The organism is Peristeroidobacter agariperforans (assembly GCF_004138335.1).
Classification (GTDB): domain Bacteria; phylum Pseudomonadota; class Gammaproteobacteria; order Steroidobacterales; family Steroidobacteraceae; genus Steroidobacter; species Steroidobacter agariperforans.
Map to the genome: position 1 here is coordinate 23,510 of NZ_RYFW01000004.1, position 25,653 is coordinate 49,162.

Here is a 25,653-nt window from a genome sequence, read left to right on the forward strand (position 1 = left end):
TTGGTCGCTCACAATGGCCACTCCCGCAGACGGCGGCTTGCCGCCACGCTGAACAATGCAACTAGGGCCGCAAGATAGAGGCATGTCCAGGCGCTCCATCGCAGGCCCGCGCCGACGCTCATATCTGGCTCGAACACGGGCACGTCCTCGTATCGAGTGAAGTTGAGCCGGCCGGGGCATTGATCGCAGCTGCGCCGCGGGTTGGCTGCATTCGCAAGCGCGAGCGGTTCAAAGAATCTTCGCAGTCGTTCGCTGTACGCGTCGGCTGAAGCAAGGAAGTTCGCGTGCCGCCGAATGTCTGTGCCCGCAGCCGTCTGCAGCATGTTGTCCAACATCATTGCCGGCGACAGCAGACGCAGCCAGTCGCCGGTTGTCAGTACGGCTTGTGTGCGCGTCTCGAACTGCTCGCGTTGCGGCAGCAGTGAGCGTCGATAGTAGTCGTCGCGCGCGAAGCGCTTGACTTCCGCGCTCTTCACCGCCTCGGGAGCCGACGTAGCAAAGTCAGGGAAGCGCGAGAACCATGCAGCATGTACCTCGGCTTCGTCCCCGTAGAAACCATCCATCGCCTCGCGGCTCGAATCGATATAGGCGATGCGTGATGGTGCAGGATGGGTGACTTCGACGAGCAGCGCCGCGCCGGCGGGTAGCAGCACGGTCATCGTTGCCCACAACAACACCAGAGTCACGATGGAACCGATGGCGCCGCGCCAGAACGAGGCGGTCCACGCGGCCAAGGCGATCCACAGCAATACCCACAAACAAATCGAGATCGCGATCAGACCGAGCGGCGGCTCGAAGATGAGTTGGCTCTGAGCTGCCAGTGCCAATGCCGCGCCGCCGACTACGACTGCCACCGAAACGATCGCAATGGCCGAGTACTTCGCAGCCGCGACCAATCTTGGCCCGATCGGCTGGGCGGCGATCAGGCGCAGAATTCCGCTCTCCTGCTCGCCGGTCAGGCGAGTCGCGGTCAGCGCGATCAAGGCGAGTGGCGACAGATAGATAAGTACGAAGGCCAGGTCGAAAGCACCCAGCTTCAGCTCGTGCGGATTGCCGGGATCGTAAGCAGCATCGGGAAAGATCGAGTTGAAGTCGATCCTCACGTGGCTGGGATACAGATCTGACTGGCCCAGCGCGAGCGCGCCCAGTGGCAAGGGCGGCTTCACAGCATGTGTCACCAGGAACCAGTTCATGTAGCCGAACGCGTCGGTGGGATCGCGGTGGTATTCGATTTTCAGATCCGATGGAACCGCATAGCGTTCGGCGGCCGCTTTCGCTTCACCCAGCGCCGCCGCTTGCTCGGTCGCGATGACTTGTAGCAGGCGGCGCTCGTGTTCGACGTGCGTGGCGCCAGTGGCTGCTCCGATGAACATTGCGAGGAGTAGTGGAACGAACACAGCCCACGTCAAAGGCTGTCGAAGTGTTTCGCGAAGCTCCAGCAACAGCAGTCGTCGGAAAGTCGCACTCATGGCTTCACTCGCTGTGCGGTAAAGGTAACGGCCATGGCTGCTGCCGCCACCCAGATGGCCAGCAGCGCCAATGGAGTGGCGATTTCACGTAACGATTGCGTGAATGGCGCGGGCTGGTAGACGAACGGCGGAACCTTCTCCCACACATCGCGAGCTGCGAGGTAGGCCACGCCGCCTTGGGTGGGATGAGCGACCAGGTCCAGATTTATCGTGTCGGAAAGAACGCGGCGGTAGTTTTCGGCCGCCCGCAGAAAGTCGCTGTGACGACGGAAATCGCTGCCGGCCAGGCCTGCCGACGCCGCTTGGATAGCGAGCAGCGGCGATGCGAGCCCCGCCCAGCCTTGCAAGCGGTCCTGCCGTACCAGGCGAGCGAAGAACTCACCTAGCTCGCGGTCGAAGACGGAATAATCGTGCTGCTCGCGATCGTGCATCATCGCGCCACGCAGATCGATCGGCAGCTCGGCAGCGTTCGCGACGCCGTAGCGCTGCAGGAGGTCGTTCTGACGCTCCTGGTGCAGGTCGGCGCGGTTATAAAGTTTGATCTGTTGTTCGATCTTCGCGCGCGTCGCTGCATACGAAGGCGTTGGCGCTACAGACTCAATTGCGGCCGTCGTAAGTCGGGGCAGCACGACGCAAAGAGCGACCCAGCTGAGCAGTCCGATTGTCAGCGCCGCGCGCGAGGTCTTCGCTACCAGCGATGCCAGCAAGCCGACCAGCAGAAAGAACACGGCGTAGCCAACTTGGGCGAGCGTCCACAGCATCAAACGTGGCCATGAGTGCCAGCCCGCGCTATCCAGCGCCGCAATGGAGATTGCGCCCAGCAGGAGCGCGGGCACGCCGACAATCAACGTCGTCGTCACGGCCAGTGCGCCGAAGCGTGCGGACAACAAGCGTCCCGGAGCAATGCCATTGCCGAGTGCAAGACGCAACGTGCCTCGTTCGCGGTCCGCCGCAAAGATCGCGAAGCTCAGCAGGAGTGCGGCCAAGGGAACGAGCAATTGCGTGACGTCCGCGACGGTCGAAAGGCCGGCTCTCGATAGCGGCGAGCGCTCCTGCGCCGATCGATACAGCGCATCGTTGTAGCGATGCGCCTCGATGCGAATCATTCGTCCGACGTAGGGCTCGATTCCCGGGTCCAAGGTTGCGAGCGGCGACGCCGGCTTGAACACCCACACGCCATAGTGAGCGGCACTGTGGGGATTCTTCGGATCCTGATTGAGCCAGCGGGCGCGCTCGGTGGTCGTCATGCGCGCCGCTTCATCGGCTGTGCGCGTCGCTTCTTTGAAGGAGATGCCGAAGGTCATCGCCATCAGCGCGCAGAGTGCGGCGGCAATCCATTTCACTCGTCGCTCTCGAAGCAACAAAGAGCATTCCAATCGAATCAATGACAGCATCATGTGGAGAGCCGCTCCATGTAGATCTGTTCCAGCGCGACATGATCGAGCGCAGCCGGATCGATGTCTTCGGCGACGCGCCCTCGATGCAGTACGCCGACGCGATCGGCCAGCTCTTTGATGCGATACAGGTCGTGCGTCGCCATCAACACGGCGGTGCCTCGATCAGCCGCTGCTCTGACGACTCGAGAAAACTCCGCCGATGCGCTCGGGTCCAGCCCGGAGGTGGGCTCATCCAGCAGCAACAGTTTCGCCGAGCGCGCCATGGCGATTGCAATGCCGACCTTCTGTCGCATGCCCTTCGAGTAGGATTGCGCGGGGCGATGCTGTGCTTCGGCCGTCAGCCCCGCTTCTGTGAGCAATTCGCTCGAGCGTTCGGCGTCGAGCGTCAACCCCGCGAGGGTCGTGAAGTAACGCAAGTTGTCGAGTCCCGACATCGTCGCGTACAGCGCAACCTGTTCCGGGATGTAAGCGATGTGTTGGCGCGCTCGCAGTGGTTCGAGTGCGGCGTCGATCCCGCACACGTCTACGAGGCCAGCGTCCGCCTTGAGGAAGCCGAGGATCAGATTGATCGTCGTGGTCTTGCCTGCGCCGTTCGGCCCGAGCAGCGCGAAGACTTCACCAGACGATAGTTTGAGATCGAGGCCGTCGAGCGCCGTGCGCGCGCCGAATTTCTTTTGCACGTTGGTCATGGCGAGTACGTTCATCACATCCTCCACCGCAGCGATGCGCTGTACGTGCGGCGTGGGTAGGGGTGGTAGTAAAAGACGAGCTCGTCAGTGACGTTGTCGATGCCGAGCGATGCCTCGACGTTGCCGGCGAACCGATAGCTCGCCTTCAGGTCCACCAGGAAGTATTCGCTCATGTAGCCGTAGCCACCGGAGCGGTCATCGCTGTTGTCGATGAGGTTGTACTGCTTGCCTTCGTAAGCGAGGCCGACGCTGGCCGACAGCAGCCCGAGCGGTCGCCAGGTCGCGAGCAGCTTGCCGCGCCAGTTCGGAATTCGCGGAAAGTCATTGCCGACCGTGGCCGGGTTGTTGGCGTTGTCGCGAATTTCGCTGTGCTGATAGACCAGATTCGCATCCAGGTCGAAGCGCTGCACGAGCATGCCGAACGCGGCCAGGTTCAGCTCCAGGCCCTGGGTCAGGACGCGGCCGATGCTGGTGTTGAACGTGGCCTGTTGAAACACGTTGTACTGATTGAAGATCGCGTCGCTCACGTCTTCCGAGAAAATGGCCGCAGACGCCTTGGCGCGGCCGCCCGCCAAATCGAAGCGACGCGTGAGCGAGACGTCGAACGTCGTCGCGTCCTCGGGCTTCAAGTTGGGGTCGCTTTGCACCAGGTAGCCGCCGGTGGTGCGCGATTGAAACAACTCGGTGACGGTCGGAAAGCGATACGCCTTGGCCGCGCGTGCCTGAAAGGTGAGCTCGGGCGTCGTGCGCCAGGTCAGCGTCGCTTTCGGCGACCATTTCTGATCGCTGCGCTCTGGATAGTCGATGGACAGTGCACCGAGCGTGCGCAGGCCGTCGCTGGCTTGCCAGTCTTCGTAGCGCAACCCCAATGTCACATCGACGTTCGAGCCGAGGCCCCAGGTGCTTTCGCCGAACAGGGCGGTCTGGCGTGTCTCGCCACGATTGCGTTCGGCGAGCGCGCCGTGAGTGCCGGCGCGCCAGTTCGGTGACTGATAGGCGCTGTTCTGATTCCAGTAACGTCCGTAGTCGGCGCCGAATACGATGGTCTTGCCCAACCAGTTTGCCATTGCGGGCGTGTAGATCGCGCGCACAGCCCCATTGCGCCAGCCTTGATCGTCCGTTTCGTTGACCTGGCCGTTGGGTGCATTGGCCATCGTGGCCGTGCGAATGTCGCCATCGAGCACATCGAATCCCGATGCCGAGGCTTCGATCAGCCAATGCGGGTCGAAACGCTTCTGCAGAGTCGCGCCCGCGAGCAGATTGCGACTCGCGGTCACATTCAGTTGCAGGATCGACAAGTTGTTCAGATTGAATACACGGTCGTCGATCCGCACGCGGCCCCGCAGAATGGGATCGCCCGCGGCGTCGCGCAAATACGATTCGTGATTGAGCAACTTGGAGCTGACCTCCTGGTAGGCCAGCGTTGCGAACAGCCGGGTGTCTGCGTCGATGCCCCACTTCAGCTTGCCTTTCACCACGTCGGTGGTGTCGTCGAAGGTGCTGCTGGTTCCGAAGAGATAACGATCGATGCCGCCGGCGTCGGTCTCGCGGATCGCGCCGCCGACCGCGGTCGAGTCGACCGGCGTTGTGGCGGTGACGGGCGTGCCCGTGCTCACAGGGAGAGTCAGGAAGTTGGCCGGATTGCCTTCGGCCTTCAGATGATTGGCGTAGACCGCCCAGGACACGTTGCCGAGGCGCGAGCCGATCGATGCGTCGTAACGCTGACTGTTGAGGCTCAGATCGGAGTCATAGCCACGGAAGTTTTGGTACGCATCGAGCGCGCCGAGCGACATTTCGAAGTCGTCGGGCATATGCGTCGTGACGAAGATGCCCGTGCCCAGCGTGTTGCCGCTGTACAGCGCCGAGAACGGACCGTACATCACATCGATGGATTCGATCTCGTCGGGCGCCAGCAGTCCCCACTTGGGCGCAAACAGAAAGCCGGAGCCGAGCAGGTTGGAAATCGGAATGCCGTCCATTAGCACGTGGCTGCGCGCCGCCTGCGGAGCACTGGTCCCGCGCGAGGCGGGAGCGCCGTTCGCATCGCCGATGTAGCGTTTGCGGATCTGCACGTTGGAGACATAGCGCAGGGCATCTTCGGCGTTGATCACATTCATCGCCTCGATCTGACTGCGCTCGACCGAGTCTGCCGCCACATTGATGGGCAAGGCCGCGGTGGCGCTCTTGCGAGCGGTCACCAGCATTTCCTCGAGGTGGGAGTCCTCGGGTTGCAGAATTGTTTGCGCCGGCGCCGGGCCGGCGAGAGCCAAGGGTGTCAGCAGCAAAGATCTGCCGACGAGAGTTTGCAAAGAACGAGTAGGCACGTCGCACCGTTGTAAGTATCGAGGCCACGGGCGGACGTTCCCGAAGACGGCTGTTTGTCTTCGGAGGCGCGCCAATGGCATGGCCAGGCGGCTCAGGTGCCCACGGGCACGCCAAGCTGCGGATTCGAATTGGAATCAGCGACGGTTAAACGAAGGGAGGTGCGCGGCTGCGATACGACGCAGCGGCAACGGCCGGAACGGCCGGCAGGATCTCGGCGGGCGCCAGCACGAACTGGCGATGTTCCGTGGGAACGAAAGTCCACACCGTGGGCGCGGCGCCGCCGGCCGGAAGAGAGGCGCAGAATCCGCACAACTCTTTCGCGCCGTGATGGGTGTCGACATCATCCAGCGGAGTGTGGAAGTGAGTGGCTGTCGCCAACATCCACACGCAAATCACCATCGACAGCACGACGCTCAGGCGTCGCTGCAGGCGATGAGGATGAGATGTGAAGAACGACAGTGCCACGGCCAGGGTCTATAACAACCAAGTCGGCCCGCACAATATCACAATGTTTGTATTGCGCTAGCCCCTGGCCGTGGCTGCGTTCAGCCGCCGTCGAGCGGACGCGTCACCGGCTTGCCTTGATCCTTGACCACGAACACCACGAACTTGGCCGGCTCGGTCTTGCTCGCGTTCATGGACTGACGGTGAATGTCCTTGGGGCTCTCGCGGAACGTTTCACCTTTGCGCACGGTGACCGGCTCTTTGCCATCCACTTGCATGACGACCGCGCCTTCCAGCACGTAGACGAACACATCGGCGTCATGCCGATGCGGCGCCGACGCGCCACCGGGCAGATATTCGACGGTGAGGACGGTGACTTCCTTGCCCGGAACGCCAGTGAGCGGCTCGGTCAGCAGCGGCTTGACGACCGCGGGCTTGGGGTCCGCGGCCTGACTGGTTGCGCCGAGCACGGTCATGACGAGCGCGGCGCCGATTGCGAATTTGTTCATGGGAATGGCTTGTTCAGAGTGGCTGACAACGCCCAGAATGCGCTCGAAACCGGCTCCCCTAAAGAGCCAAAAAGGCGAACTTCGATGGATCCAATTCTCGAGCTGCCGATCCGCATTCCGCCGCGCAAATCGGGTGAGCGCTTGCGTGCGCTGCATGGGCAGTTGAAGGCTGCCATTCTGGAAGGCCGTCTGCGCCCTGGTCTGCGTTTGCCGGCGACGCGCGTACTCGCTAGCAACTATGGCGTCTCACGGAACACAGCGATTGCGACCTACGATTTGTTGCTGAGCGAAGGGTACATCACGACGAGGCACGGAGCAGGCACCTACGTGGCGGATGTCGTGCCTCGGGTGACTCGCGTCGCAAATCAACAGAAGTCCGATGTGAAACGCGCGCGTCAACTCGGTGAGTTCTGGCAGCGGCCAGCGTTGTTCGACGGTTCGCCGGCGCCAGGCACGGTGCGCTATCAGTTTCGCCTGGGCTTGCCCGATGTTTCCAGGTTTCCCATGGCGACGTGGCGCCGCCTGTCCGCCAGAGCGTTGCGTACCTTTGCCCGTCAGGCGGCGGTCGATGAGACATCGGCCGGGCGAATGTCGCTGCGCGAAGCGATCGCCAAGCATGTTTCGTTTGCACGGGCCGTTGCCTGCGATTCAGCCGACATCGTCGTAACGAGCGGCGCGCAGCAGGCATTCGATCTGCTCGCGCGAATTCTGCTCGCGCCGAAGCGCAATGTCGTCGCGATGGAAGATCCGGGTTATCAGCGGGCTCGCATGGCGTTCATGGCGGCAGGCGCAAAGATCGTTCCGGTCCCGGTGGACGAGGAAGGCTTGATCGTCGAGAAACTGCCGCCTACGGCCAGCCTGATCTATGTGACGCCGTCGCACCAGTTTCCGACGGGCGCGGTCATGTCGCCGCGCCGTCGAGCGGAGCTGCTGGCTTTAGCGAGTGCGAACAACGCCGCGATCATCGAAGACGATTACGACGCCGAGTTTCGTTTCGGGGCACGGCCGCTCGACGCTTTGCAGACACTGGATGGGGCCGGCTCGGTGTTCTATGTCGGCACGTTCTCCAAAAGTTTGTTTCCGGACCTGCGCCTGGGATTCGTGGTGGCGCCGTCGTGGGCACGCCCGGCGCTGGTGGCGGCAAAACACTACGCCGATGGGCAGTGCTCGCCGCTGCTGCAGGAAACGTTGGCGAGCTTCATCAGGGAGGGTCATCTGGCGCGTCACGTGCGTCGCATGCGGCAGATCTATAGCGGCCGGCGCGAGGCGCTGCTCGATGGACTGCAGAAGTATCTGCACGCCGATTTGACTCCCGTGCCCTCGGCTGCGGGCTTGCACCTTGCGGCGTTCACTCAATCGCCAATCGATGCTGACACCATCGTCGAGCGGGCCAGTCGTCTCGGCGCCGGCGTATATTCGCTGCGCCGATTTCAGATCGGGCGAGCCGGGCGCGGCGGGTTGGTCTTTGGTTACAGCAGCCTGGGCGAGCGCGAGATCCAGGAGGGGTTGGTCCGGCTGGCGCGTGCCTTCGGCGGCCGATGATTCCCTGAAGTGGATCCGTGAGGTTGCGCCGAAGTGGTTCTTTTTGAGAGCCAGTCGCGGCGTGACAGTGCGCGTCTATGATGTCATCAACCTCCCGCCTGCTTCGCGTCGCAGCTGTCGCTGTCGGCGCAGCGCTTGCTCTCATTGCACAAGCATCCGAGCTGCCAGCCAAGGGACGCAAGATCGTCGTCGAGAAGAGCGGTGAGCGCTATGAATGGAAGTTGGTTCAGGCTCCGCTGCCGACCCTCGGCGATGAGCAGGTGCTGGTGCGCGTGCATGCGATCAGCCTGAATCGCGGCGAGCTTTCGCGTCTGGATCGACAGTCATTCGATGATGCAGCAAAGACGCCCGTATCCGATGCGGCAGGCGAAGTTGTTGCTGTCGGCCGTGCAGTGAAAGGTGTTCACCAGGGTGACCGCGTCACTGGCACGTACTTCAGAAACTGGATGGACGGCCCTTATCGGGAACGATATCTCGACGACGTGTACGGCTGGACTATCGAGGGGGTCGCGGCTGAATACATTGCGCTCGATGCAAGAGCGGTCGTGCCGATTGCGAAGGACTTCAGCTACGAAGAAGCCTCGACGCTGCCGACGGCAGCGCTCACAGCGTGGAGTGCAGTCATCGGTCGCGCCAACACACAAAAGGACGACGTGGTGTTGGTGCAGGGAACGGGTGGTGTGTCGACGTTTGCACTCCAGTTCGCGGTTGCCGCGGGTGCACGCGTCATTGTCACGAGCAGCTCGGATGAAAAACTGGCGCACGCCTTCAAACTCGGTGCGCGTGATGGGATCAATTATCGGAAGGAGCCGGAGTGGGCCAAGGCTGTGCTGCGTGTTACCAACGGCCGCGGTGCAGATCTCGTGCTCGATGTGGTAGGTAAGAGCACGCTCGTGCAGTCAGTGGACAGCCTCGCCGATGGCGGCTCGCTTGCCATCATTGGCGGAATCACCGGCTATGACGGTTCGCTGCCCGCCTGGGGAATACTGAAGAAGTCGGCGACGGCCGAGGGAATATTCGTGGGATCGCGCGCCGACTATGTGCGAATGAATGCGTTCATGGCGCGGCATCGCTTGCGCCCGCTGATCGATCGGGTCTATCCCATCGAGCAGTATTCCGAAGCGTTGCGAGCAATGGCGTCAGGCGGCTTCATGGGCAAGATCGTGCTGACGTTCTGACCGGGCCCTCCGTGGCCCGGCGCGAGCTGACGCTCGACCGCAATCAGAACTTGAACAGTCCGTTCACCGACAGCAGGGTGAAGTCGCCGTCGGACAAGGAAATGGCTTCGTATTCGGCGCGTAGCTCGAACTGCGAGCCGATGTTGAACGAGGCGCCGACGCCGTAAGCCACGTCGTCGTCGCTGCCGTCTTCCTCGAACACCACATCGCCATTCACGAGGGTCTTGATTTCGGCGTCATATGAAGCGAAGCCAAGCTTGCCGTACAGAGAAAAGAGATCGCCGAGGGGCACGCGGCCGATGGCCGACGCAATCAGGCCGCTGGTGCCGACTTCGATCGAGCTATTGAAGCCGGGGAAGCTGATGATGGTCTCTTCCTGCTCGCCGCCGTCATAGTATGTGGCCTCGATGGCGAAGTACTGGTTGAAGTTGTAACCGCCGAACACTTTGAACGCCGTGTCGTCCGCGTCGAATTTGAAATCGAAATCGTCGTCGACTTCGATGGTGTCGAGCTCGATCGTGGCCGTGCCGACGCCCACGCCGGCGTAGAAGCCCGGCTGAATTTCGGCAAGAACGTTCGTGCTCGCGAGCAAGCCGAGCAGAGCCAATCCGTTCAAAGCCATTCGCTTACGCATTTAGAAACTCTCCTTGATGCGCCCCAGGCGTGAGCACCCGCTCTGCGCTGCTGAGGCGGGCGGAGTATGCCGACGGCTTTTGCTCACAGTCGCATGCGAGGGCTGTCAGCGTTTTCAAACTGAGAGGCGCATCACGAGTTGCGCAGGGTGAACGACTGCATTCGACTGCATGCAGCTGTGCACCAATACTGGCAGAGCCCGGCGGGCACTGAGGTCCAACTTCGCCTGCCGCGTGCTATCGCCTATGATCGGCGCGAGAATGGGACGTGGAGAACGTCGTATGCAGCGCTCACTGATCGTTCTGGGCTTGATCATTGCCCTGGTCGGCCTCGCCTGGCCGTGGATCTCCAAGCTGCCCATCGGCCGCCTGCCCGGCGACTTCATGATCGACCGGCCGGGTTTCAAAATGTTCTTCCCGCTGACCACCATGATCATCGTCAGCGTGCTGATCTCGATCATCCTGATGTTCTTCAGAAAGTAATCTGTTCCCCGTTGCTTTATTCCCTGACGGCTGGCGACCATGAGACCGAGAGCAGCCAGTTGCTCTCGATGCCGCGATGGATCTTTTGCTCCAGGTACGCCTGTGTAAAGAACGTGCCCGCATCGATCGACAGATGCGCCGGCAGGTAAGTGATCGTCAGGCCCAGGGTGACGGACGGATCGCCGAAGTGCTTGCCATTGCCGGCGCTCGCGGTGTTGCCGGAAATATCGAAGCCAGGTCCGGTGATGTGTCCCTGGACGCCGTGTCTGGGCATTGGGTATGCGATCAACGCATGGGGAGTGAATAACCAACCGCCTCGTGCGCGCGGCAGTTCGATGCCCATGAACGGCGTGAAGTGATCGTAATGCGTGTCGAAATCGATCTGCCCCCGCAGTCCCGATTGCGGGCCTGCGGTGACGAGATAATCGAAACGATAGTCCCGCAAGTCGACTCGCTGCCAGAGCAAGCCGGCGACCCAGCTGTGTTCGCCGAGCCAACCCGCTGCTCGATGCCGGGACCAGAACAGGCCGGCGCCGAAGTCGACCGCGGTGCCGTCGAGGTTGGTGAACTCCGCGTCTACCGGGCGTGCGATCGGCGTGTCCGGTGCAAACAATGTTTGCAAGGGACGGCTGTCGTGGGTCGTGCGCAGACGCAGGGGATCGTAGAAACCGAAGGCCCCCAGTCGGGTTTCGCCACTCGTGGACCGGCTGGCCGATAAGGAGAGCAGGGGCCCTGCGATACTCAGGTCCTCCGCAGTCGTGGATGAATAAGCGGCTTGAAGCTGATACGCAGTGTTCTCAGTCGCGACGCCGAGATCCCACACCGGGAGCGCTGCGTACCGATTGCCCATCATGGTTTCGGGCAGATGCTCTTGGACGAATTCGATGTCGTGCTCCGCAAAGGCGGGCACAGTGACGCCGAACGCCATTGTTCCAAGCAGCACGGTGCATTGGCGGTTCATGAGAGAATGCACGCGGGTTTAGTGACGGGTGCTTGCGGGCCGTAGGACGCCGCGCCCGGCCGAAACCAATCGCACTCACAGTCGTTATTCCACAATGAAGAAGACCGATTCACGCCTGGACGGGATGGTCCGTGTCCGCGGCGCGCGAGAGCACAACCTCAAGAACGTCGATGTAGAGATTCCACGCGATGCGCTGGTGGTGTTCACCGGTGTGTCGGGGTCGGGAAAATCCTCGCTCGCGTTTGGCACGCTGTACGCCGAGGCGCAGCGGCGTTATCTGGAGTCGGTCTCGCCGTATGCGCGGCGGTTGTTTCATCAAATGGGCGTGCCGCAGGTCGATGAAATCGACGGCTTGCCGCCGGCCGTCGCCCTTCAACAGCAACGAGGCTCGCCGACGACTCGCTCTTCGGTAGGCAGTGTGACGATGCTGTCGAATCTGCTGCGCATGTTGTACTCGCGAGCCGGCGATTATCCGCGCGGCCAGCAGCTCCTGTACGCTGAATCGTTCTCGCCGAATACACCGCAGGGTGCGTGTCCGACATGTCATGGACTGGGCAGAATTTACGATGCCACCGAGGCATCGATGGTCCCCGATCCTTCGCTCAGCATTCGCGAGCGAGCTATCGCCGCGTGGCCGCCGGCATGGCACGGACAGAACTTGCGAGACATCGCGGTTACGCTCGGCTTCGACATCGACAAGCCCTGGCGTGAGCTGGCGAAGAAAGATCGCGACTGGCTGTTGTTCACGGACGAGCAGCCGACGGTGCCGGTATATGCAGGCTACGAGCCGCACGAGGTGCGTCGCGCTTTGAAGCGTAAGGAAGAGCCGAGCTATCAAGGAACGTTCACTGGCGCGCGGCGCTACGTCTTGCACACGTTTGCGAACACGGAAAGCGCGCTGATGAAGAAGCGGGTGTCGCAATACCTGGTCAGCACCGACTGTCCGCTCTGCAAAGGTAAACGGCTGAAGCTCGAAGCCTTGTCGGTGAAGTTTGCCGATCTGGATATCGCGCAGATGTCCGGCCTGCCGCTGAAGGAGCTGGCGAAGCTCCTGCAACCGTACGCGTCGGGCACGGCGCCGCGCTGGCGCAAGCTCGAGGCGGAGCATCCGGAAAAAGCGCTGGTCACCCAACGCATCGTCCAGGATCTGGAAGCGCGCGTCGCCGTGATGCTCGACTTGGGGCTCGGTTATCTGTCGCTGGAGCGCAGTACGCCCACGTTGTCGCCCGGGGAGTTGCAACGGCTGAGGTTGGCCACTCAGGTGCGGTCGAATCTGTTCGGGGTCGTGTACGTGCTCGATGAGCCATCTGCAGGTCTGCACCCGGCGGATACGAAAGCATTGCTGGCGGCGCTGGACCAGTTGAAGCGGGCCGGAAACTCGCTATTCGTCGTCGAGCACGAGCTCGATGTGATTCGCCATGCCGATTGGATCGTCGATGTGGGGCCAGCGGCGGGTGAGCACGGCGGACAGATCTTGTTCAGCGGTCCACCCAAGGGTCTGGCGTCGGTCGAGGCATCGCACACGCGTCGCTTCTTGTTTTCCGAGTTCAAACTGCCGCCGCGCGAGCCAAGAGGGCCGGGCGAATGGTTGAAACTCAGCGGCGTGTCGCGAAACAACTTGCAGGAGCTCGATGCGCAATTCCCCCTGGGCCTGTTGACCAGCGTCACGGGAGTGTCGGGTTCAGGCAAGTCGACGCTGGTGAGTCAGGTGTTGGTTGAGTTGGTTGCCACGCATCTCGGCCAGGCAGTTGCTCCCGACGAAGAAGAAGGCAGCGAGCTGGAGCGCACGGTCGTGCACACGCTGGGCGGCACGATCACGGCCGGCATGAATCGGATCAAGCGACTGGTGCGTGTGGATCAGAAGCCGATCGGCCGTACGCCACGGTCCAACCTCGCCACTTACACTGGATTGTTCGACTACGTCAGGAAGCTGTTCGCAGCGACCAAGACCGCGCGCTCGCGTCGTTACGACGCTGGTCGCTTCTCCTTCAATGTCGCGAAAGGGCGCTGCGAGACGTGCGAAGGCGAAGGCTTCGTGATGGTCGAGCTGCTGTTCCTCCCGAGCGTGTACGCGCCGTGTCCGACGTGTCATGGGGCCCGCTATAACGCGCAGACGCTGGAGGTCCGATATCGCGACAAGAACGTTGCCGAAGTGCTGGCGATGACGGTCGATACGGCGTGGCAGTTCTTCGAGGACGAGCCGCACATCCATCGCTCGCTGGAGGTGCTTCGCGAAGTCGGGCTGGGGTATCTGCGACTCGGCCAGGCGGCGACCGAGTTGTCGGGCGGCGAAGCTCAGCGCATCAAGCTGGCTACCGAGCTGCAGCGCCTGTCCAAGGGCGACACATTATATGTGTTGGACGAGCCGACCACCGGCTTGCACCCCTCCGATGTCGAACGACTGGTCGTGCAGCTCGAGCGCCTGGTCGAGGCCGGCAACACTGTAGTCGTCGTCGAGCACGACATGCGCGTGGTCGCGGGCAGCGATTGGGTCATCGACATGGGCCCCGGCGCGGGCGATGAGGGTGGCTCCATCGTCGCGACCGGCCTTCCCACACATATCGCCAGATCGAAGCGTAGCCGGACTGCGCCATACCTCGCGGAGTTCCTGAAAGAAGCGAGCAGCCAACCTCAGTCCTGATACGACCTGGTGTTCGAGAGGCTCTGCCTGCGAGGTGTACCTAGAAGCGCAGCTGCCGCGAGCTAATGACTTTGGCCATCAGCGCGTGAGAAAAGATATACAGCGCATGCTTGGTGTCCGCCGCTGCGCCCGCGCCAAGGCAGTCGGCGGGAATGATCATCTCGAACTCGCGAACGTGCGCATCCATGGCGGTAAACAACACACATTGATGGCTCGTGATGCCGGTGGCGATGAGCCTGTCGATCTTCAGTCGCTGTAGCAGCGTGTGCAGGGGCGTGCCGAAGAAAGCGGAGTGCCTCGGCTTGAACATGAAGTAGTCCTCCGGCGTCGGCGCCAGCAGCTGGACGATCTCGCGCCCGCGCGACTCGGGCTGCATGCAACGATCGATGAAGGCTTTCTGGTCTGATTCCCACTTGCCCGCAGTGTCATTGACATAGATCACAGGAGCGCCGGCCGCGTGCGCACGCTCTCGCAGTCGGGCAATGTTCGGCGCTGCCTTGCGTGCGCTACGCACGATGCGTTCGCCGTGCGGGTAGCGAAACTCCGAGATCATGTCCAGGATCAGCAGCGCGGTGGCGGAATTGCGTCGTTTGGCCATGTGCAAAGAATGTGGCAGCGGCGTGATGGTTCCTGGGCAGGGAACCGGATCGATACGGGAAGAATTTCATGCATTGCGGTTGCGGAGCGTGGCCATGGGCCTGCAAGCCTTGCTGGAAACATTGTTGTGGTGGGGAATTTATCCGCTCTGGCTGCTGGCGGGCGCGGCCGACTATCTGTGTCATCGCCGGACCGACATCGAGCACACCTCGGGCAGCGTCGAATCCTGGTTTCATCTGCTGCAGTTCCTGACCTTGCTGATCGCAATCGCGGCCGGTGCGCTGCTGGAGCCGAACGCGCTAGTCTTCGGCGTGATGCTCGTGGCGGTGTTGGCGCACTCGGTGCTGGCGCACCTGGATGTTTCCTACACGGATGGGCAGCGTTACATTTCGCCGTTTGAACAGCTCGTGCACGGCTTCATGGACGTGCTGCCGCTCGTGGCGCTGGCGATCTTTGGCGTGTTGAATTGGCAGGAGATCAGCGCAGGGCTGAGTGGCGCCTCGTTGACGCTGCTGCGCGCGGACTCCACTCGCCTGTGGCTGCTGGCTAGCTTCATCACACTCGCGGGTTTGCCCATCCTCGAAGAGTTGGCGCGAACGCTGCGATATCGCGGCGAGCGCCAGCAACAGCGCTATCAGGCCGGCTTGGCCACCATCAAATAGAACACGACGACCAGCGCCGCGAAGGCGACGATTCCCAGCGCCACCCACCACTTCAGGAAGGTCCAGTAGCGCTGTGGCAATTCGGTGCCACTTGCGGCTGCGGCGATGGCCATGTCGCGCATCTTGATCTGCATCCACACCACCGGTAGCCACGCCGCGCCGGCGAGGAAGTACAAACCGATCGAGACGGCGATCCAGGTGCTCGACAGCGGAAAGCCGGCCAGATGAATCAGGTACAGACCCGTCAGAGGTTGGATGATGATGGTCGGCGTCGTGAACGCGTAGTCCGCGATGACCACATAGCGCACGACGGTGGCGACGACCCGGGCGTCGCGCGTCAGGCTGGTAAAGAACATATAGAACGCCGAGCCCAGCCCCGTGCCGAACAGCAGCGTCGAGGACAGGATGTGCAGCCACTTTACGACGAGGTATTCCATCGACGCGATTCCAGCGTGTACAGCAGATAAATGGCGGCGAGCATCACCAGGTTCTTGCTCAGCGGCCCGTACGGGTGCAGCCAGAACTCGGGCAGCTTGAAAGTAATGATCACCGTGTAGCCGCCGATGACCGCCAGCTGCAACAGCCACAACCATCGTCGGCGGCGCAGGACCATTGTGCCAATGCCGACCAGCAGATCGAGCACGGCGGCGCCGTAGAGCATCACGGGCGCCAGCACACCGGTGATGCCGACGCGAGCCAGCAGTTCGTAGCTGTCCTGTGTAGGGTACAAACCGAGCGATACGATGCCGGTCCAGATCCAGACCAGCGCGATGCTGAATCTCAGCAGCGGCAGCAACCAAGCCAGCTGAGCAGCCATCAGCAGTGCATCGCGTTGCTCGTCGCCGATCAATTGTTCGGTCGCTCGTGGCGGTCGACCCAGCAGCCGCTGTGTGTCGTCGGGCGGAGCCGTGTTGCCGGCATTGAGCATGGACAATGTTTCTCGATCCAGTAGCGAACCAGGCAGGTACTCGGCCACCGCCGCGGACGCGCGCATTATGCCGGCGGGAATGCTCATGAATCTTGCGCTAGGCAATTGTAGCCGCGCGCGTAGACGTTGCAGAAAATCTTTCAGACTGATCGGCGCTGGCCCGACCAACGCGATGCGCCGCTGCTCGATGGCAGAACTTTCGATGATTTCCTGGATCGCCGCGATGGCGTCGTCGATGTGAATCGGCTGAACCTGCTGATGTCCGCCGCCGGGCAGCGGCACGATGGGCAGGCTGGCGAGCAGTGTGAACAATGTGGCGCTCGAGCCGCCCGCGCCGAAGACGAGCGACGGCTGAACGATGGTCCAGGGGATCGGCAGCGACGCCAGATACTGATCCGCCGCATGTTTGCTCGTGAAATATCCGGTGCTGCCGTGGTCAGCACCTAGCGCCGAGATTTGCACGATCTTCTTTACGCCGGCCGCCTCACACGCGGCGAACAAAGCTTGTGGGGCTCGCGTGTGAATACTTTCAAAAGTCTGATGGCCGTGCTCTCGGAGAATACCGACGGCATTGACCACCACGTCGACGCCAGCGAGGCGAGGCGCCCAGATGGCCGGGGTCAAATCACGAGTGAAGTCCGCGGCGATTGCGTCTGCTCCGGCAGCGTGACGTCCGATAGTAACAACCCGATGGCCAGCCGCACGCAGTGCTCCGGTCAGTCGGCGTCCGATGAATCCTGTGGCGCCGGTGATGAGGATGACCATGACGGAACCCGGAAGCTGCTTGCGAGGTTGAACTGATGATGTTCAGCAAGGTTCCGTATCGTAAGCCGATTCGCCGGCTCGCCCAGTGGCGCAACCCACAACGTTCCATGGTGAAACGAGTGGTAAGCGACGCTGTCGTTTCTGGAAGTGCAGCGAGTGTGGCTTCCGCGGCGACGCTGATGGCATGCAGTAAGCTGCACGAGGGCAGTGCTGCCGGCGGATTGAATGGCCCGAGTCAGTGGCTGTGGGGCGAGTCCGAGGCTTATACCCGCGAGACCAGCTTGCGTCACACAGCGGCTGGCTATGCAATTCATCACGCCACTTCGATCTTCTGGGGTGTGTTGCACGAGGTCGTGTTCGGCGGCAGCAGGCGCAGGAAGCCTGCGCTACAACACTGCGCCGAAGCCGCAGCCAGCGCGGCCACAGCTTATTTCGTCGATTATCACTTAACGCCGCGCCGGCTTCGGCCGGGCTTCGAAAAGCACGTGAGCTCGAAAGGAATGGTTGCGGTGTACGCTGCCTTTGCAGCCGGCCTTGCCCTCACGGCGATCGCACGCGACCGGCGGCGATGACTTCGCGCCAGATCCGCCTGTACAACTTCAACCTGCGCGACATCGTCGCTCTCTGACAGCGCACGTTCCTGGAACAATGCGCGGCGACTCGTGCATTGCTGACAGACGAGCCGAAGGAGATTCTCATGAGCAATGCGGCCGACCTGCTGATCCAAACGCTGGCGAACTGCGGTGTCGACACGATCTATGGCCTGCCCGGCGATGGCATCAACGGCATCATGGAGGCGATCCGTACGCATCCGGACAAGATGCGCTTCATCCAGGTGCGGCACGAGGAGTCGGCAGCCTTCATGGCCACGGCGCATGCCAAGCTCACGGGTCGGCTCGGCTGTTGTCTGGCCACCAGCGGCCCGGGCGGCGTGCATTTGCTCAATGGTCTCTACGACGCGAAGGGCGACGGCGCCGCCGTCATTGCGATTACCGGTCTGCCGTATCACGATCTCATCGACACCTATACACAGCAGGATGTGGATCAGTCGCGCTTGTTTGCTGACGTGGCGGTCTACAGCACTCGTGTCATGAGTGCGGCGCACGTCGAGAACGTCGTGACGCTTGCGTGTCGTTCGGCACTGTCGAAACGCGGCGTCGCGCACTTGTCGATTCCGGTCGATGTACAAGAGGAGAAGCTGGAAGAAGCTGAGCCGTCTGCGCGCAACAAGCCGCATCACACATCCGTCGTGGCTGCTGAAGGGATGCAGTTGCCACAGCTCGACCAGGTCAAGCGTGCGGCCGAAGTGTTGAACTCGGCATCCAGAGTCGCGATCCTGGCCGGTCGAGGCGCGGCGGGTGCGCAGGAGGAGTTGCTTCGTACCGCAGACTTGCTCGGTGCGCCGATCATCAAAGCGCTGTTGGGCAAGGCCGTGGTGCCGGACACGCACCCGTTGACCACGGGAGGCATCGGATTGCTCGGCACGCGTCCTTCGCACGAGGCCATGGAACAATGCGACGCGCTGCTGATCGTCGGCTCGACCTTCCCCTATATCGAGTACTACCCAAAACCGGGTCAGGCGCGCGTCGTGCAGATCGACTGCGACGCTGCTCGCATTGGCCTGCGTGCGCCGGCCGAAGTTGGATTGGTCGGCGATGCGCGTGCGGTGCTGGAAATGCTCAACGCGCAATTGCAACGGAAGCAGTCGCGTGAGTTCTTGCAGCGAGCTCAGGATGGGATGAGGGAATGGCGTCGCGTGTTGCGCGAATCGGCGATGGCCGATCAGCATCCGATGAAGCCCGGTCGCGCTGCCATCGAGTTGAGCGAGCGACTCGCCGACGACGCCATCGTCGCTTGGGATTCCGGCCACAACACCGGCCTGTGCGCACGTTATATCGACGCCGTCGGCGAGCAGATATTCTTTGGCTCGGGAATGATGGCGTCGATGGGCTGCGCCGTGCCCTATGCCATCGCGGCAGCGCTGCTCCATCCGCAGCGTCAGGTCGTCGCGTTCGTCGGTGACGGCGGCTTGAGCATGCTGCTGGGTGAGCTGGCCACGATCGTACGCTATGGCCTGTCGATCAAGGTGGTCGTGATCAAGAACAACACGCTCGGCCAGATCAAATGGGAACAAATGATGTTTCTGGGCAACCCCGAGTATGAGTGCGACCTGCAGCCCATCGATTTCGCCGCCGTCGCAGATGCCATGGGCATCAAGGGCTATCGGGTCGTGCTGCCGGAGGACTGCGGTTATGTGCTCGAGCAGGCTTTGTCACACCCCGGGCCGGCGCTGGTCGAGATGAACGTCGATCCGAACGAACCGCTATTGCCACCCAAGCGCGTCGCGAAGTATGCGGACAATATGGAACATGCGCTCGCCCAGGGCACGCCCGGTGCTCACGAGATTCGCCAGTCCTTGCAAGAGCAGCCTTCCCGTAGCATGTTGCAGTCATAACGGATCCGCGATGGCGCGATCGGGATTTTCGTCGCTATGGCGGTCGGGGCCCGAGTCCGGCGGGCACGGGCAATCCATACAATCCTTTCGGTCGAACCGTGGCGGTCAATCGGTTGCTCACGGAATATTCGTCGCAAACGCAGTGGGTCGATTCGGAGTGGCTGCGCTGGGCTGTGGCCCTGCACGGCGACTGGAATCGTTGGAGCTGGGAACTGTCGGCGCTGCGCTCGGATGAGCAAGCGACAGCTGCGCTCAACAATGCGCTGGTGGCGGCAATGCGCGCGTCAGCCAATCCCGATCCATCGCAGGCCTTGAATCCTTTCTCCTCCGGCCCGATTGGCGATGCGAGGTTGTCGGAGAGCTTGCGCTTGCCGCCGGACGTGGACGAGTTCAGTTCCGGCGGTCAGCAGTTCTCGGGATTCGTGCAAGGTCCGATCTGGACTTTGCCAGGCGGTCCCATCACTGCTGTGTTGGGCGGCGAATGGCGCTCCGAGATGATGCGAGCTTCGAATGAATTCGCTGGCTCGTTCGATCGCGATCGCGACATGGTCTCGGGCTTCGCCCAACTGCGCGTGCCTTCGTCAGCGACAAGCTGCGCGCGACATTGCCCGGTTTGCGGGAGGCTTACGGTCACCGCCGGCACTCGCCTGGACGATTACAGCGAGTTCGGCCGAGTGCTGCGCTCACAGATGGGCTTGATATGGAAGCCGCACCGTGACTTCAGCGTGCGCGTGTCTGGCGGCAGCAGCTTCCGCCCACCGTCGTTGTATGAATTGTATCTGCCGCGAATTTCGACGGTGGCGGCCGTGACAGATCCGGCACGCGGCGAATTGGCCGCCGTCACATTGACCATGGGTGGTAATCGCGAACTCGAGCCGGTCACGGCACGATCCCTCACGGCCGGCGTGGTGTTCAGTCCGGACTCGGCGTGGAATTGGAATATCTCGGCCGACTGGTGGCGCATCGATATGAAGAATCGTGTGGATTCGTTGTCGCCGCAGCTGATGCTGGCCAACGAGGCACTGTTCCAGGACCGTATCGTGCGCGATCCACCCACCGAAGCCGGTCGGGCTGGCGTACTGCGATCCATCGATTCGTCGCGCATCAATATCGGTGGCGTGAAGACTGCCGGCGTGGATCTCGGCATCAAAGCCGATTTCCTGACCGAGCTCGGACGCTTCACGCCGGAACTGCAAGCGACGTGGTTCGATCGGTTCGAGTCCACCGATGTGCCGGGCCAGGCGCCAGTGGACCGTGTCGATCTGGCTAGCGAGCTCGGCTCCATTCTCGACTGGCGCGCCGTCCTGTCATTGAGATGGAAGCGCGGAGCATTCGGCGCCGCCATGTTCGCGCGATACATCCCCTCTTATGACGATGCCATTGCCGGCGTGCGCACCGGCCGAACCATTGAGGCACAGACTTTGTTCGATCTGCAGGGGGCGCTGGACTTCGGGCTGTTGTATGCCGGCGAGTCGCGACTGCAAGGACTGAAGCTTTGGGCGGGGGCGGTCAACATGTTCGATGAACAGCCGAGCTTTGCCGATATCGGCGCCGCCGGCGGCTTTGACTCGTCACAGGGCGAACTGAAGCAGCGCTCTTACTACATCCGCCTCGAAAAGGAATTCTAGGCGCCTTGCCGAAGTTCGGATGGAGCACGCATAGACTGCTGCTTTGCTCGATTCGACCCTGCTGTTTGGCTCGGGCGGTCACATATCCGGGTGCATTCGGCCGCATGCACCCGGACGGTCGCGTTGCAGCCCTCAGCCAATCTCCGGCACCAGGCCCAAGCCAAAGACATTGTCAAAAAAGACCGGATACGGCAGGAACTGCTTTGTTTCTTGCGTGGCATCGCCCAGATCGACCAGCTCGATGGGATCCGTCTTCATTGCCCTCTCCTTGAGATGCACGTCGAACAACACGGGATGTATTGACCGGTGCGTTCAGGACCCTGCCATACCAACTTGGGATTGGAATTAAGGGACTGGCCGAGGGCGGGGCGGCCGCATTGCGATGGTCCGCGTCCTCCCTGGAGTTGTTGCCGATGCGTGCCCGGCGACCGATTGGGTGACAGACATTGAGTTATTGGTAATCGCGCGGTGTGATCTGCATCACTGTCTGCGCCAGGGTTGCACCGCAGGCGAGATGCGGTAAAGCCTGAAATCGGCTGTCCGGCGTCATGCCGGTCGCGGGCATGCCGATGTATCGGCCGATCGGCGACGGGCCGATATGAGGCTGCTGCATGAGCTGGGCGATATCGAAAAATCTTACCTTGATCGGTGCAGGCATCTGCGTCGCGTGCGCAGCCATGTCCGTGCAGGCGGGCGATCTCGCATCGAGCATGGAATTCAACGCAAGTTACACGAGTGACTTCTTTTCCAATCGCCGCGGCGGATTGCATCGTGGCGATCGCCACCTGGCCGATCTCACTGTTGCCGTCACGCTCGATATGGAGGAGCTGTGGGATATCCGGGGATTGAAGCTGTTTGTCTCCGGGCAGAGTAACGATGGCGGCGGCTTCTCGGACCGGTTTGTCGGCGACTCGTTCGCTGTCTCGAGCATCGACGCAGCGACGGCGTCGCGCTTCCTCGAAGCGGGTGCGGAGTGGGGATTGGGCGAAGACGGCGAGCATGGCTTGCGCGTCGGTCTGCTCGACTTGAATGCCGAGTTCGATGCGAGCGCTCTGCGCGCCTTGTACGTCAACTCGGTGTTCGGCATCGGTCAGGATTTGAGTCAGAGCGGCGAGAACGGTCCCTCGATCTTTCCGACCACGGCCTTGGGCGTGACTTTGAGTTTGCAAGTTGCGCCTCAGTGGCATTGGCTCAGCGCTGCCTTCGACGGCGTTGCTGGCGATCCGAACCGTCCCAAGACGACAACCGTGCAACTCCACGGACACGATGGTCTGTTGTTGATCTCGGAACTGCAGCGTCTCAGCGACGGTCGCGTGGAGAAGATGGCCTTCGGTGTGTGGGGCTACACGCAGGCGGCGAAACATTTGACCGCTGAAGGCGTGGAACCGACGGGTTCAGGTCATAACCATGGGTGGTATGTTTCTGCGGACTCGCGTCTCGGTGCGCTGGATGAAGTGCGGCCCTGGCGCACCTCGCTGCGCATCGGTCACGCTGAGGAGGTCGTGAACGATCACGACTGGTCCGTGATCGCCGCTTTGAATTACGACGTGTCGCGTCCCATCGGGCGAGAACAGAGCTTCGGTATTGGCGCGGCCTGGATCAAAACATCATCGGCGCTGCGTGCGAGCGCGGAAGGCGTGGATGACTACGAGACAGCTGTCGAGCTGACTTGGCGCGCGGCGGTCACCGATTGGCTGACGTTGCAGCCCGACGTTCAATACATCATCAATCCCGGATCACAGCGTTCGCTGCGCAACGCTGTGGTGGTGGGATTGCGCTTCGATATTGCCGCACCGACGTTCAGCTGGTGAGCGCAGTGCCGGCGCGTGGGCGCCGGCACTACTATCGACATCACATCCTGGTGTTGAGGCGGAAGGTCACGGGCAACTGCTTCCACATCGCCATCGGCTTGCCATCGCTGGTGCCGGGGACGAAGCGCCATTTCTTCGCTTCACGCATCGCCGACTGATCGAGCTTGGCTATGCCGCTGGAGCTGATCAATCTCACATCGCCGACGCGGCCGTCAGCAAGAATATAGATCGACAACACCACCGTGCCTTCGCCGCCGCCGCGGATCACATCGGGCGGATAATACGGCTCGCTCAAGCCACGACGCGCATCGATGCGCGGCTCGACGACCATCGGCACCGGCGGCGCCACGCCGCCACCCTCGTCGACGAAGCTGTTCGGCGGCGTCGGGATGGGATCCACGATGGGCGCGCGATCCGAGGGCTCCGTGAACACATCGATCGGCGGCAGCGTGTAGGTAGGCGTGAGTTCCTTGACGTCGATCCTGGCGTCCTTGATATCGACCGGTTTCGGCGGTTGGGGCTGCTGCGGCTGAGGCAGCAGAACCGGCGCCTGTGGCACGAATATTTTGGTGATTTTCTGAGTCATGCCATTGGTCAGCGCCCAGAAGAACCCCAGATGTAACAGCACGATGATCGCCAGCGCCCACGCGCGCGGCGAATTCCAGTTGTGCATCGATGGAAAACTGTTAACCGTCATCGCAGACATTCGTTTTGCTCCCACGTGTTTGTTTGATTCCCACCCGTGCGCATTACGCGCCTGTAAGAATCTGCTCCCGCGCGGTATACACCCGGAAGTAAGCACATTCCGGTTGCCCGGTTGGGGAATCTTTTGTGAGTTGGCGATGTCTTATTGGGCTGGAACGCGAGGCCTATCGAGCCGCCGGTTCCGCCAGGCGAAGGCGCTGTTCGAACTCGCGGACCAGCGCGCCGTCATCGTGATCCCAGGGATGGAAGCCGGGTCGGAAGAAACTGAGATACGGCACCAAGACTTTGCGCATCATGCCGGGCTTGAACGACAAATAAGTAAACACGCGCCACCAGGTGCGCGGCGTATTGATCCCATCCTGGCGGAAGAAGTCCGCCATGCGCTGGAAGTTCGAGTACCAGAACTGCGCGCTGATGAACAACATCACCTGGCATCGGATGGACCAGCGTTTGAACGCCGACAGCTCGCGCGTGACGGCGAGATAGGTATCGAACGCCACCGCCTTGTGCTCCACTTCCTCGATCGCGTGCCATTGCCACAGCCGCAGCACTTCGGCGGGCGCGCCTGGCAGCGGATCTTTCTCAGTTAGCAAGCTATGCGCCATGATCGCCGTGAAATGTTCCAGCGCCACCGTGATCGCGAGTTGCGCGACGGGATGACGTGAGCGCGCGATGTCGAGCCGACGACGCGTCTCCGCGTCCATGGTGGTGGTGTCGTAGCCCGCGCTCTTGATGAGCTTGTTGAACACCACGTGCTCGCGGGTGTGCGCGGCCTCCTGCTCGACGAATGCTTTGATCTGTTCCTGCAGCCGGCCGTCGACCCAGTCCCGGAAGCGCCGGACCGACTCGATGAAAAACGTCTCGCCCTGAGGAAATGAGACCGACAGAGCGTTGAAGTACGCGGTCGCCACCGGGTCGCCGCCATGCCACCATCGGGCGCTGAGAGCATTGCGATCCAGGCGCAGATCTCGCGGAGTGATCGTGAGGTCGGCGGGCGTGCCGGTGACGGGGGTGTCCATGGCCATATCCGTGGGAAGCGGGCGGGTCGGGCTGGCCTATTAAAAATTCTTATTGAGAGTATTGTCAATAGTGACTCAGCCGAAGAAAGCAACGCGGTCGGCCGGCAAAAACCCGGTCAAAGCCCCCGGAAATGTCAAAAGTCCGAGGGTGCGACGCACTCCTGAGGAAGCGCGGACCCTGGCGCTGGCCTCGGCGCGCCGGCTGCTGCTGGCCGAAGGGCCGGACGCCATTACCCTGCAGTCGGTGGCCAACGACTTGGGCATGAGCCATACGAACCTGATTCATCATTTCGGCTCGGCGGCCGAGCTGCAGTCGGAATTGATGCGGCAGATGGTCAGCGAGCTGACGACCACCATCGAATCGGCTGTCATGCGGCTGCGCGCCGGCAAGGGGGAAGTGAAGGATTTCGTCGATATCGTGTTCGATGCGTTCGACCGCGGCGGCGCCGGCCGGCTGGCGGCGTGGATGGCGCTGACCGGCGAATCCATGCACCTGGCCCCGATCGGCGAGGTTGTACGAGACTATATCGACAGCGTGGAGCGCGGCGCCGACGGCGAGGGCGCTGCGGCTGCGATCCACGAACGTGTGACATCCGCGACTTTGTTTGTGACGGTCGCGGCGCTGGGCGACGCCATCATCGGCAACGAGCTGCGCAAGATGGTGGGCCGGGAGCGTGAAGCAGTGCGCAAGCTGATGGGCGCATTACTGCCGGCGGTGCTGGCCGCCCAGCCGAATGGGAGCGGCCATTCGTGACCAACAAGTCCTGACCAAAGACAGTGCAACCAAACGCCACTTGAACGCAGCTTGCACGC

Annotated in this window: 25 protein-coding genes; 10 read left to right on the forward strand and 15 right to left on the reverse strand. The window is 62.0% G+C overall.

Annotated elements, in window-relative coordinates:
- Positions 1-8: 8 nt before the first annotated feature.
- The 6 genes from EK373_RS25860 to EK373_RS25885 form a co-directional block, all read right to left on the reverse strand.
- On the reverse strand, positions 9-1,469 hold the full coding sequence (locus EK373_RS25860; RefSeq protein ID WP_129647393.1) for a DUF3526 domain-containing protein: 1,461 nt from the start codon (positions 1,467-1,469) through the stop codon (positions 9-11).
- Positions 1,466-2,866, reverse strand: coding sequence for a DUF3526 domain-containing protein (locus tag EK373_RS25865; RefSeq protein ID WP_129647394.1), 1,401 nt, complete (start codon positions 2,864-2,866; stop codon positions 1,466-1,468). Before EK373_RS25865 ends, EK373_RS25860 begins: the two co-directional genes overlap by 4 nt.
- On the reverse strand, positions 2,863-3,570 hold the full coding sequence (locus EK373_RS25870) for an ABC transporter ATP-binding protein (protein ID WP_129647395.1): 708 nt from the start codon (positions 3,568-3,570) through the stop codon (positions 2,863-2,865). The genes EK373_RS25865 and EK373_RS25870 overlap by 4 nt, the downstream gene beginning before the upstream one ends.
- The gene (locus EK373_RS25875) at positions 3,570-5,753 is read right to left on the reverse strand and encodes a TonB-dependent receptor (RefSeq protein ID WP_198683656.1); all 2,184 of its coding nucleotides are present in this window, start codon (positions 5,751-5,753) and stop codon (positions 3,570-3,572) included. The genes EK373_RS25870 and EK373_RS25875 overlap by 1 nt, the downstream gene beginning before the upstream one ends.
- Positions 5,754-6,024: 271 nt before the next feature.
- A complete protein-coding gene (locus EK373_RS25880; RefSeq protein WP_129647397.1) occupies positions 6,025-6,345 on the reverse strand; it encodes a DUF2946 family protein in 321 nt (106 codons plus the stop codon).
- A gap of 80 nt (positions 6,346-6,425) precedes the next feature.
- Positions 6,426-6,833, reverse strand: a complete 408-nt coding sequence (locus tag EK373_RS25885) for a cupin domain-containing protein (RefSeq protein ID WP_129647398.1) — start codon at positions 6,831-6,833, stop codon at positions 6,426-6,428.
- A gap of 84 nt (positions 6,834-6,917) precedes the next feature.
- Between EK373_RS25885 and pdxR the strand changes: the two genes are divergently transcribed.
- Both pdxR and EK373_RS25895 read left to right on the forward strand, forming a co-directional pair.
- Positions 6,918-8,375 (forward strand): MocR-like pyridoxine biosynthesis transcription factor PdxR, encoded by a 1,458-nt coding sequence (pdxR, locus tag EK373_RS25890; protein ID WP_129647399.1) that lies wholly within the window; start codon positions 6,918-6,920, stop codon positions 8,373-8,375.
- Between the two features lie 80 nt (positions 8,376-8,455).
- Positions 8,456-9,553: a zinc-dependent alcohol dehydrogenase family protein gene (locus EK373_RS25895; protein ID WP_232831237.1), complete on the forward strand. Its 1,098-nt coding sequence runs from the start codon at positions 8,456-8,458 to the stop codon at positions 9,551-9,553.
- Positions 9,554-9,596: 43 nt separating this feature from the next.
- Here the strand turns inward: EK373_RS25895 and EK373_RS25900 are convergent, their stop codons facing one another.
- Positions 9,597-10,187 (reverse strand): porin family protein, encoded by a 591-nt coding sequence (locus EK373_RS25900; RefSeq protein WP_129647401.1) that lies wholly within the window; start codon positions 10,185-10,187, stop codon positions 9,597-9,599.
- A 280-nt stretch (positions 10,188-10,467) separates the two neighbouring features.
- On the opposite strand from EK373_RS25900, the gene EK373_RS25905 reads away from it, so the two are divergent.
- A complete protein-coding gene (locus EK373_RS25905) occupies positions 10,468-10,668 on the forward strand; it encodes a DUF2905 domain-containing protein (RefSeq protein WP_129647402.1) in 201 nt (66 codons plus the stop codon).
- Between the two features lie 16 nt (positions 10,669-10,684).
- Here EK373_RS25905 and EK373_RS25910 read toward each other — a convergent pair whose 3' ends face one another.
- Positions 10,685-11,629 carry a hypothetical protein gene (locus EK373_RS25910; RefSeq protein WP_129647403.1) on the reverse strand — a complete coding sequence of 315 codons (945 nt, stop codon included), beginning with the start codon at positions 11,627-11,629 and terminating at the stop codon, positions 10,685-10,687.
- A 94-nt stretch (positions 11,630-11,723) separates the two neighbouring features.
- Between EK373_RS25910 and uvrA the strand changes: the two genes are divergently transcribed.
- Positions 11,724-14,270 (forward strand): excinuclease ABC subunit UvrA, encoded by a 2,547-nt coding sequence (gene uvrA, locus EK373_RS25915; protein WP_129647404.1) that lies wholly within the window; start codon positions 11,724-11,726, stop codon positions 14,268-14,270.
- A gap of 40 nt (positions 14,271-14,310) precedes the next feature.
- On the opposite strand, the gene EK373_RS25920 is transcribed toward uvrA, so the two are convergent.
- Positions 14,311-14,868: a cysteine hydrolase family protein gene (locus tag EK373_RS25920; protein WP_129647405.1), complete on the reverse strand. Its 558-nt coding sequence runs from the start codon at positions 14,866-14,868 to the stop codon at positions 14,311-14,313.
- A 94-nt stretch (positions 14,869-14,962) separates the two neighbouring features.
- Here EK373_RS25920 and EK373_RS25925 point away from each other — a divergent pair, with 94 nt between their 5' ends.
- Positions 14,963-15,529 carry a diguanylate cyclase gene (locus EK373_RS25925; protein WP_129647406.1) on the forward strand — a complete coding sequence of 189 codons (567 nt, stop codon included), beginning with the start codon at positions 14,963-14,965 and terminating at the stop codon, positions 15,527-15,529.
- Here EK373_RS25925 and EK373_RS25930 read toward each other — a convergent pair.
- Both EK373_RS25930 and EK373_RS25935 read right to left on the reverse strand, forming a co-directional pair.
- Positions 15,502-15,966 carry a DUF2269 family protein gene (locus tag EK373_RS25930; protein WP_129647407.1) on the reverse strand — a complete coding sequence of 155 codons (465 nt, stop codon included), beginning with the start codon at positions 15,964-15,966 and terminating at the stop codon, positions 15,502-15,504. The genes EK373_RS25925 and EK373_RS25930 overlap by 28 nt on opposite strands.
- On the reverse strand, positions 15,948-17,222 hold the full coding sequence (locus tag EK373_RS25935; RefSeq protein WP_129647408.1) for an NAD(P)H-binding protein: 1,275 nt from the start codon (positions 17,220-17,222) through the stop codon (positions 15,948-15,950). Before EK373_RS25935 ends, EK373_RS25930 begins: the two co-directional genes overlap by 19 nt.
- Before the next feature lie 179 nt (positions 17,223-17,401).
- On the opposite strand from EK373_RS25935, the gene EK373_RS25940 reads away from it, so the two are divergent.
- From EK373_RS25940 to EK373_RS25950, 3 genes are all read left to right on the forward strand, one after another.
- Positions 17,402-17,794 carry a hypothetical protein gene (locus EK373_RS25940; RefSeq protein ID WP_129647409.1) on the forward strand — a complete coding sequence of 131 codons (393 nt, stop codon included), beginning with the start codon at positions 17,402-17,404 and terminating at the stop codon, positions 17,792-17,794.
- A gap of 125 nt (positions 17,795-17,919) precedes the next feature.
- Complete coding sequence (locus tag EK373_RS25945; protein WP_129647410.1) at positions 17,920-19,677, forward strand: thiamine pyrophosphate-dependent enzyme; 1,758 nt, start codon at positions 17,920-17,922, stop codon at positions 19,675-19,677.
- Positions 19,674-21,305, forward strand: coding sequence for a TonB-dependent receptor domain-containing protein (locus tag EK373_RS25950; RefSeq protein ID WP_129647411.1), 1,632 nt, complete (start codon positions 19,674-19,676; stop codon positions 21,303-21,305). The genes EK373_RS25945 and EK373_RS25950 overlap by 4 nt, the downstream gene beginning before the upstream one ends.
- A gap of 132 nt (positions 21,306-21,437) precedes the next feature.
- Here the strand turns inward: EK373_RS25950 and EK373_RS34075 are convergent, their stop codons facing one another.
- On the reverse strand, positions 21,438-21,563 hold the full coding sequence (locus tag EK373_RS34075; protein ID WP_269813729.1) for a hypothetical protein: 126 nt from the start codon (positions 21,561-21,563) through the stop codon (positions 21,438-21,440).
- A gap of 193 nt (positions 21,564-21,756) precedes the next feature.
- Positions 21,757-21,918, reverse strand: coding sequence for a hypothetical protein (locus EK373_RS33200; protein WP_157994539.1), 162 nt, complete (start codon positions 21,916-21,918; stop codon positions 21,757-21,759).
- On the opposite strand from EK373_RS33200, the gene EK373_RS25955 reads away from it, so the two are divergent.
- Positions 21,917-23,116, forward strand: a complete 1,200-nt coding sequence (locus EK373_RS25955) for a carbohydrate porin (RefSeq protein WP_129647412.1) — start codon at positions 21,917-21,919, stop codon at positions 23,114-23,116. The two genes, EK373_RS33200 and EK373_RS25955, sit on opposite strands and share 2 nt — an antisense overlap.
- A 40-nt stretch (positions 23,117-23,156) precedes the next feature.
- Here the strand turns inward: EK373_RS25955 and EK373_RS25960 are convergent, their stop codons facing one another.
- Both EK373_RS25960 and EK373_RS25965 read right to left on the reverse strand, forming a co-directional pair.
- Positions 23,157-23,813, reverse strand: coding sequence for an energy transducer TonB (locus EK373_RS25960; protein ID WP_157994540.1), 657 nt, complete (start codon positions 23,811-23,813; stop codon positions 23,157-23,159).
- 172 nt (positions 23,814-23,985) lie between these two features.
- The gene (locus tag EK373_RS25965) at positions 23,986-24,840 is read right to left on the reverse strand and encodes a metal-dependent hydrolase (protein WP_129647414.1); all 855 of its coding nucleotides are present in this window, start codon (positions 24,838-24,840) and stop codon (positions 23,986-23,988) included.
- 148 nt (positions 24,841-24,988) lie between these two features.
- Here EK373_RS25965 and EK373_RS25970 point away from each other — a divergent pair, with 148 nt between their 5' ends.
- Entirely contained in the window at positions 24,989-25,594 is a 606-nt protein-coding gene (locus EK373_RS25970; RefSeq protein WP_198683659.1) for a TetR/AcrR family transcriptional regulator, read from the forward strand.
- Positions 25,595-25,653: the final 59 nt, after the last annotated feature.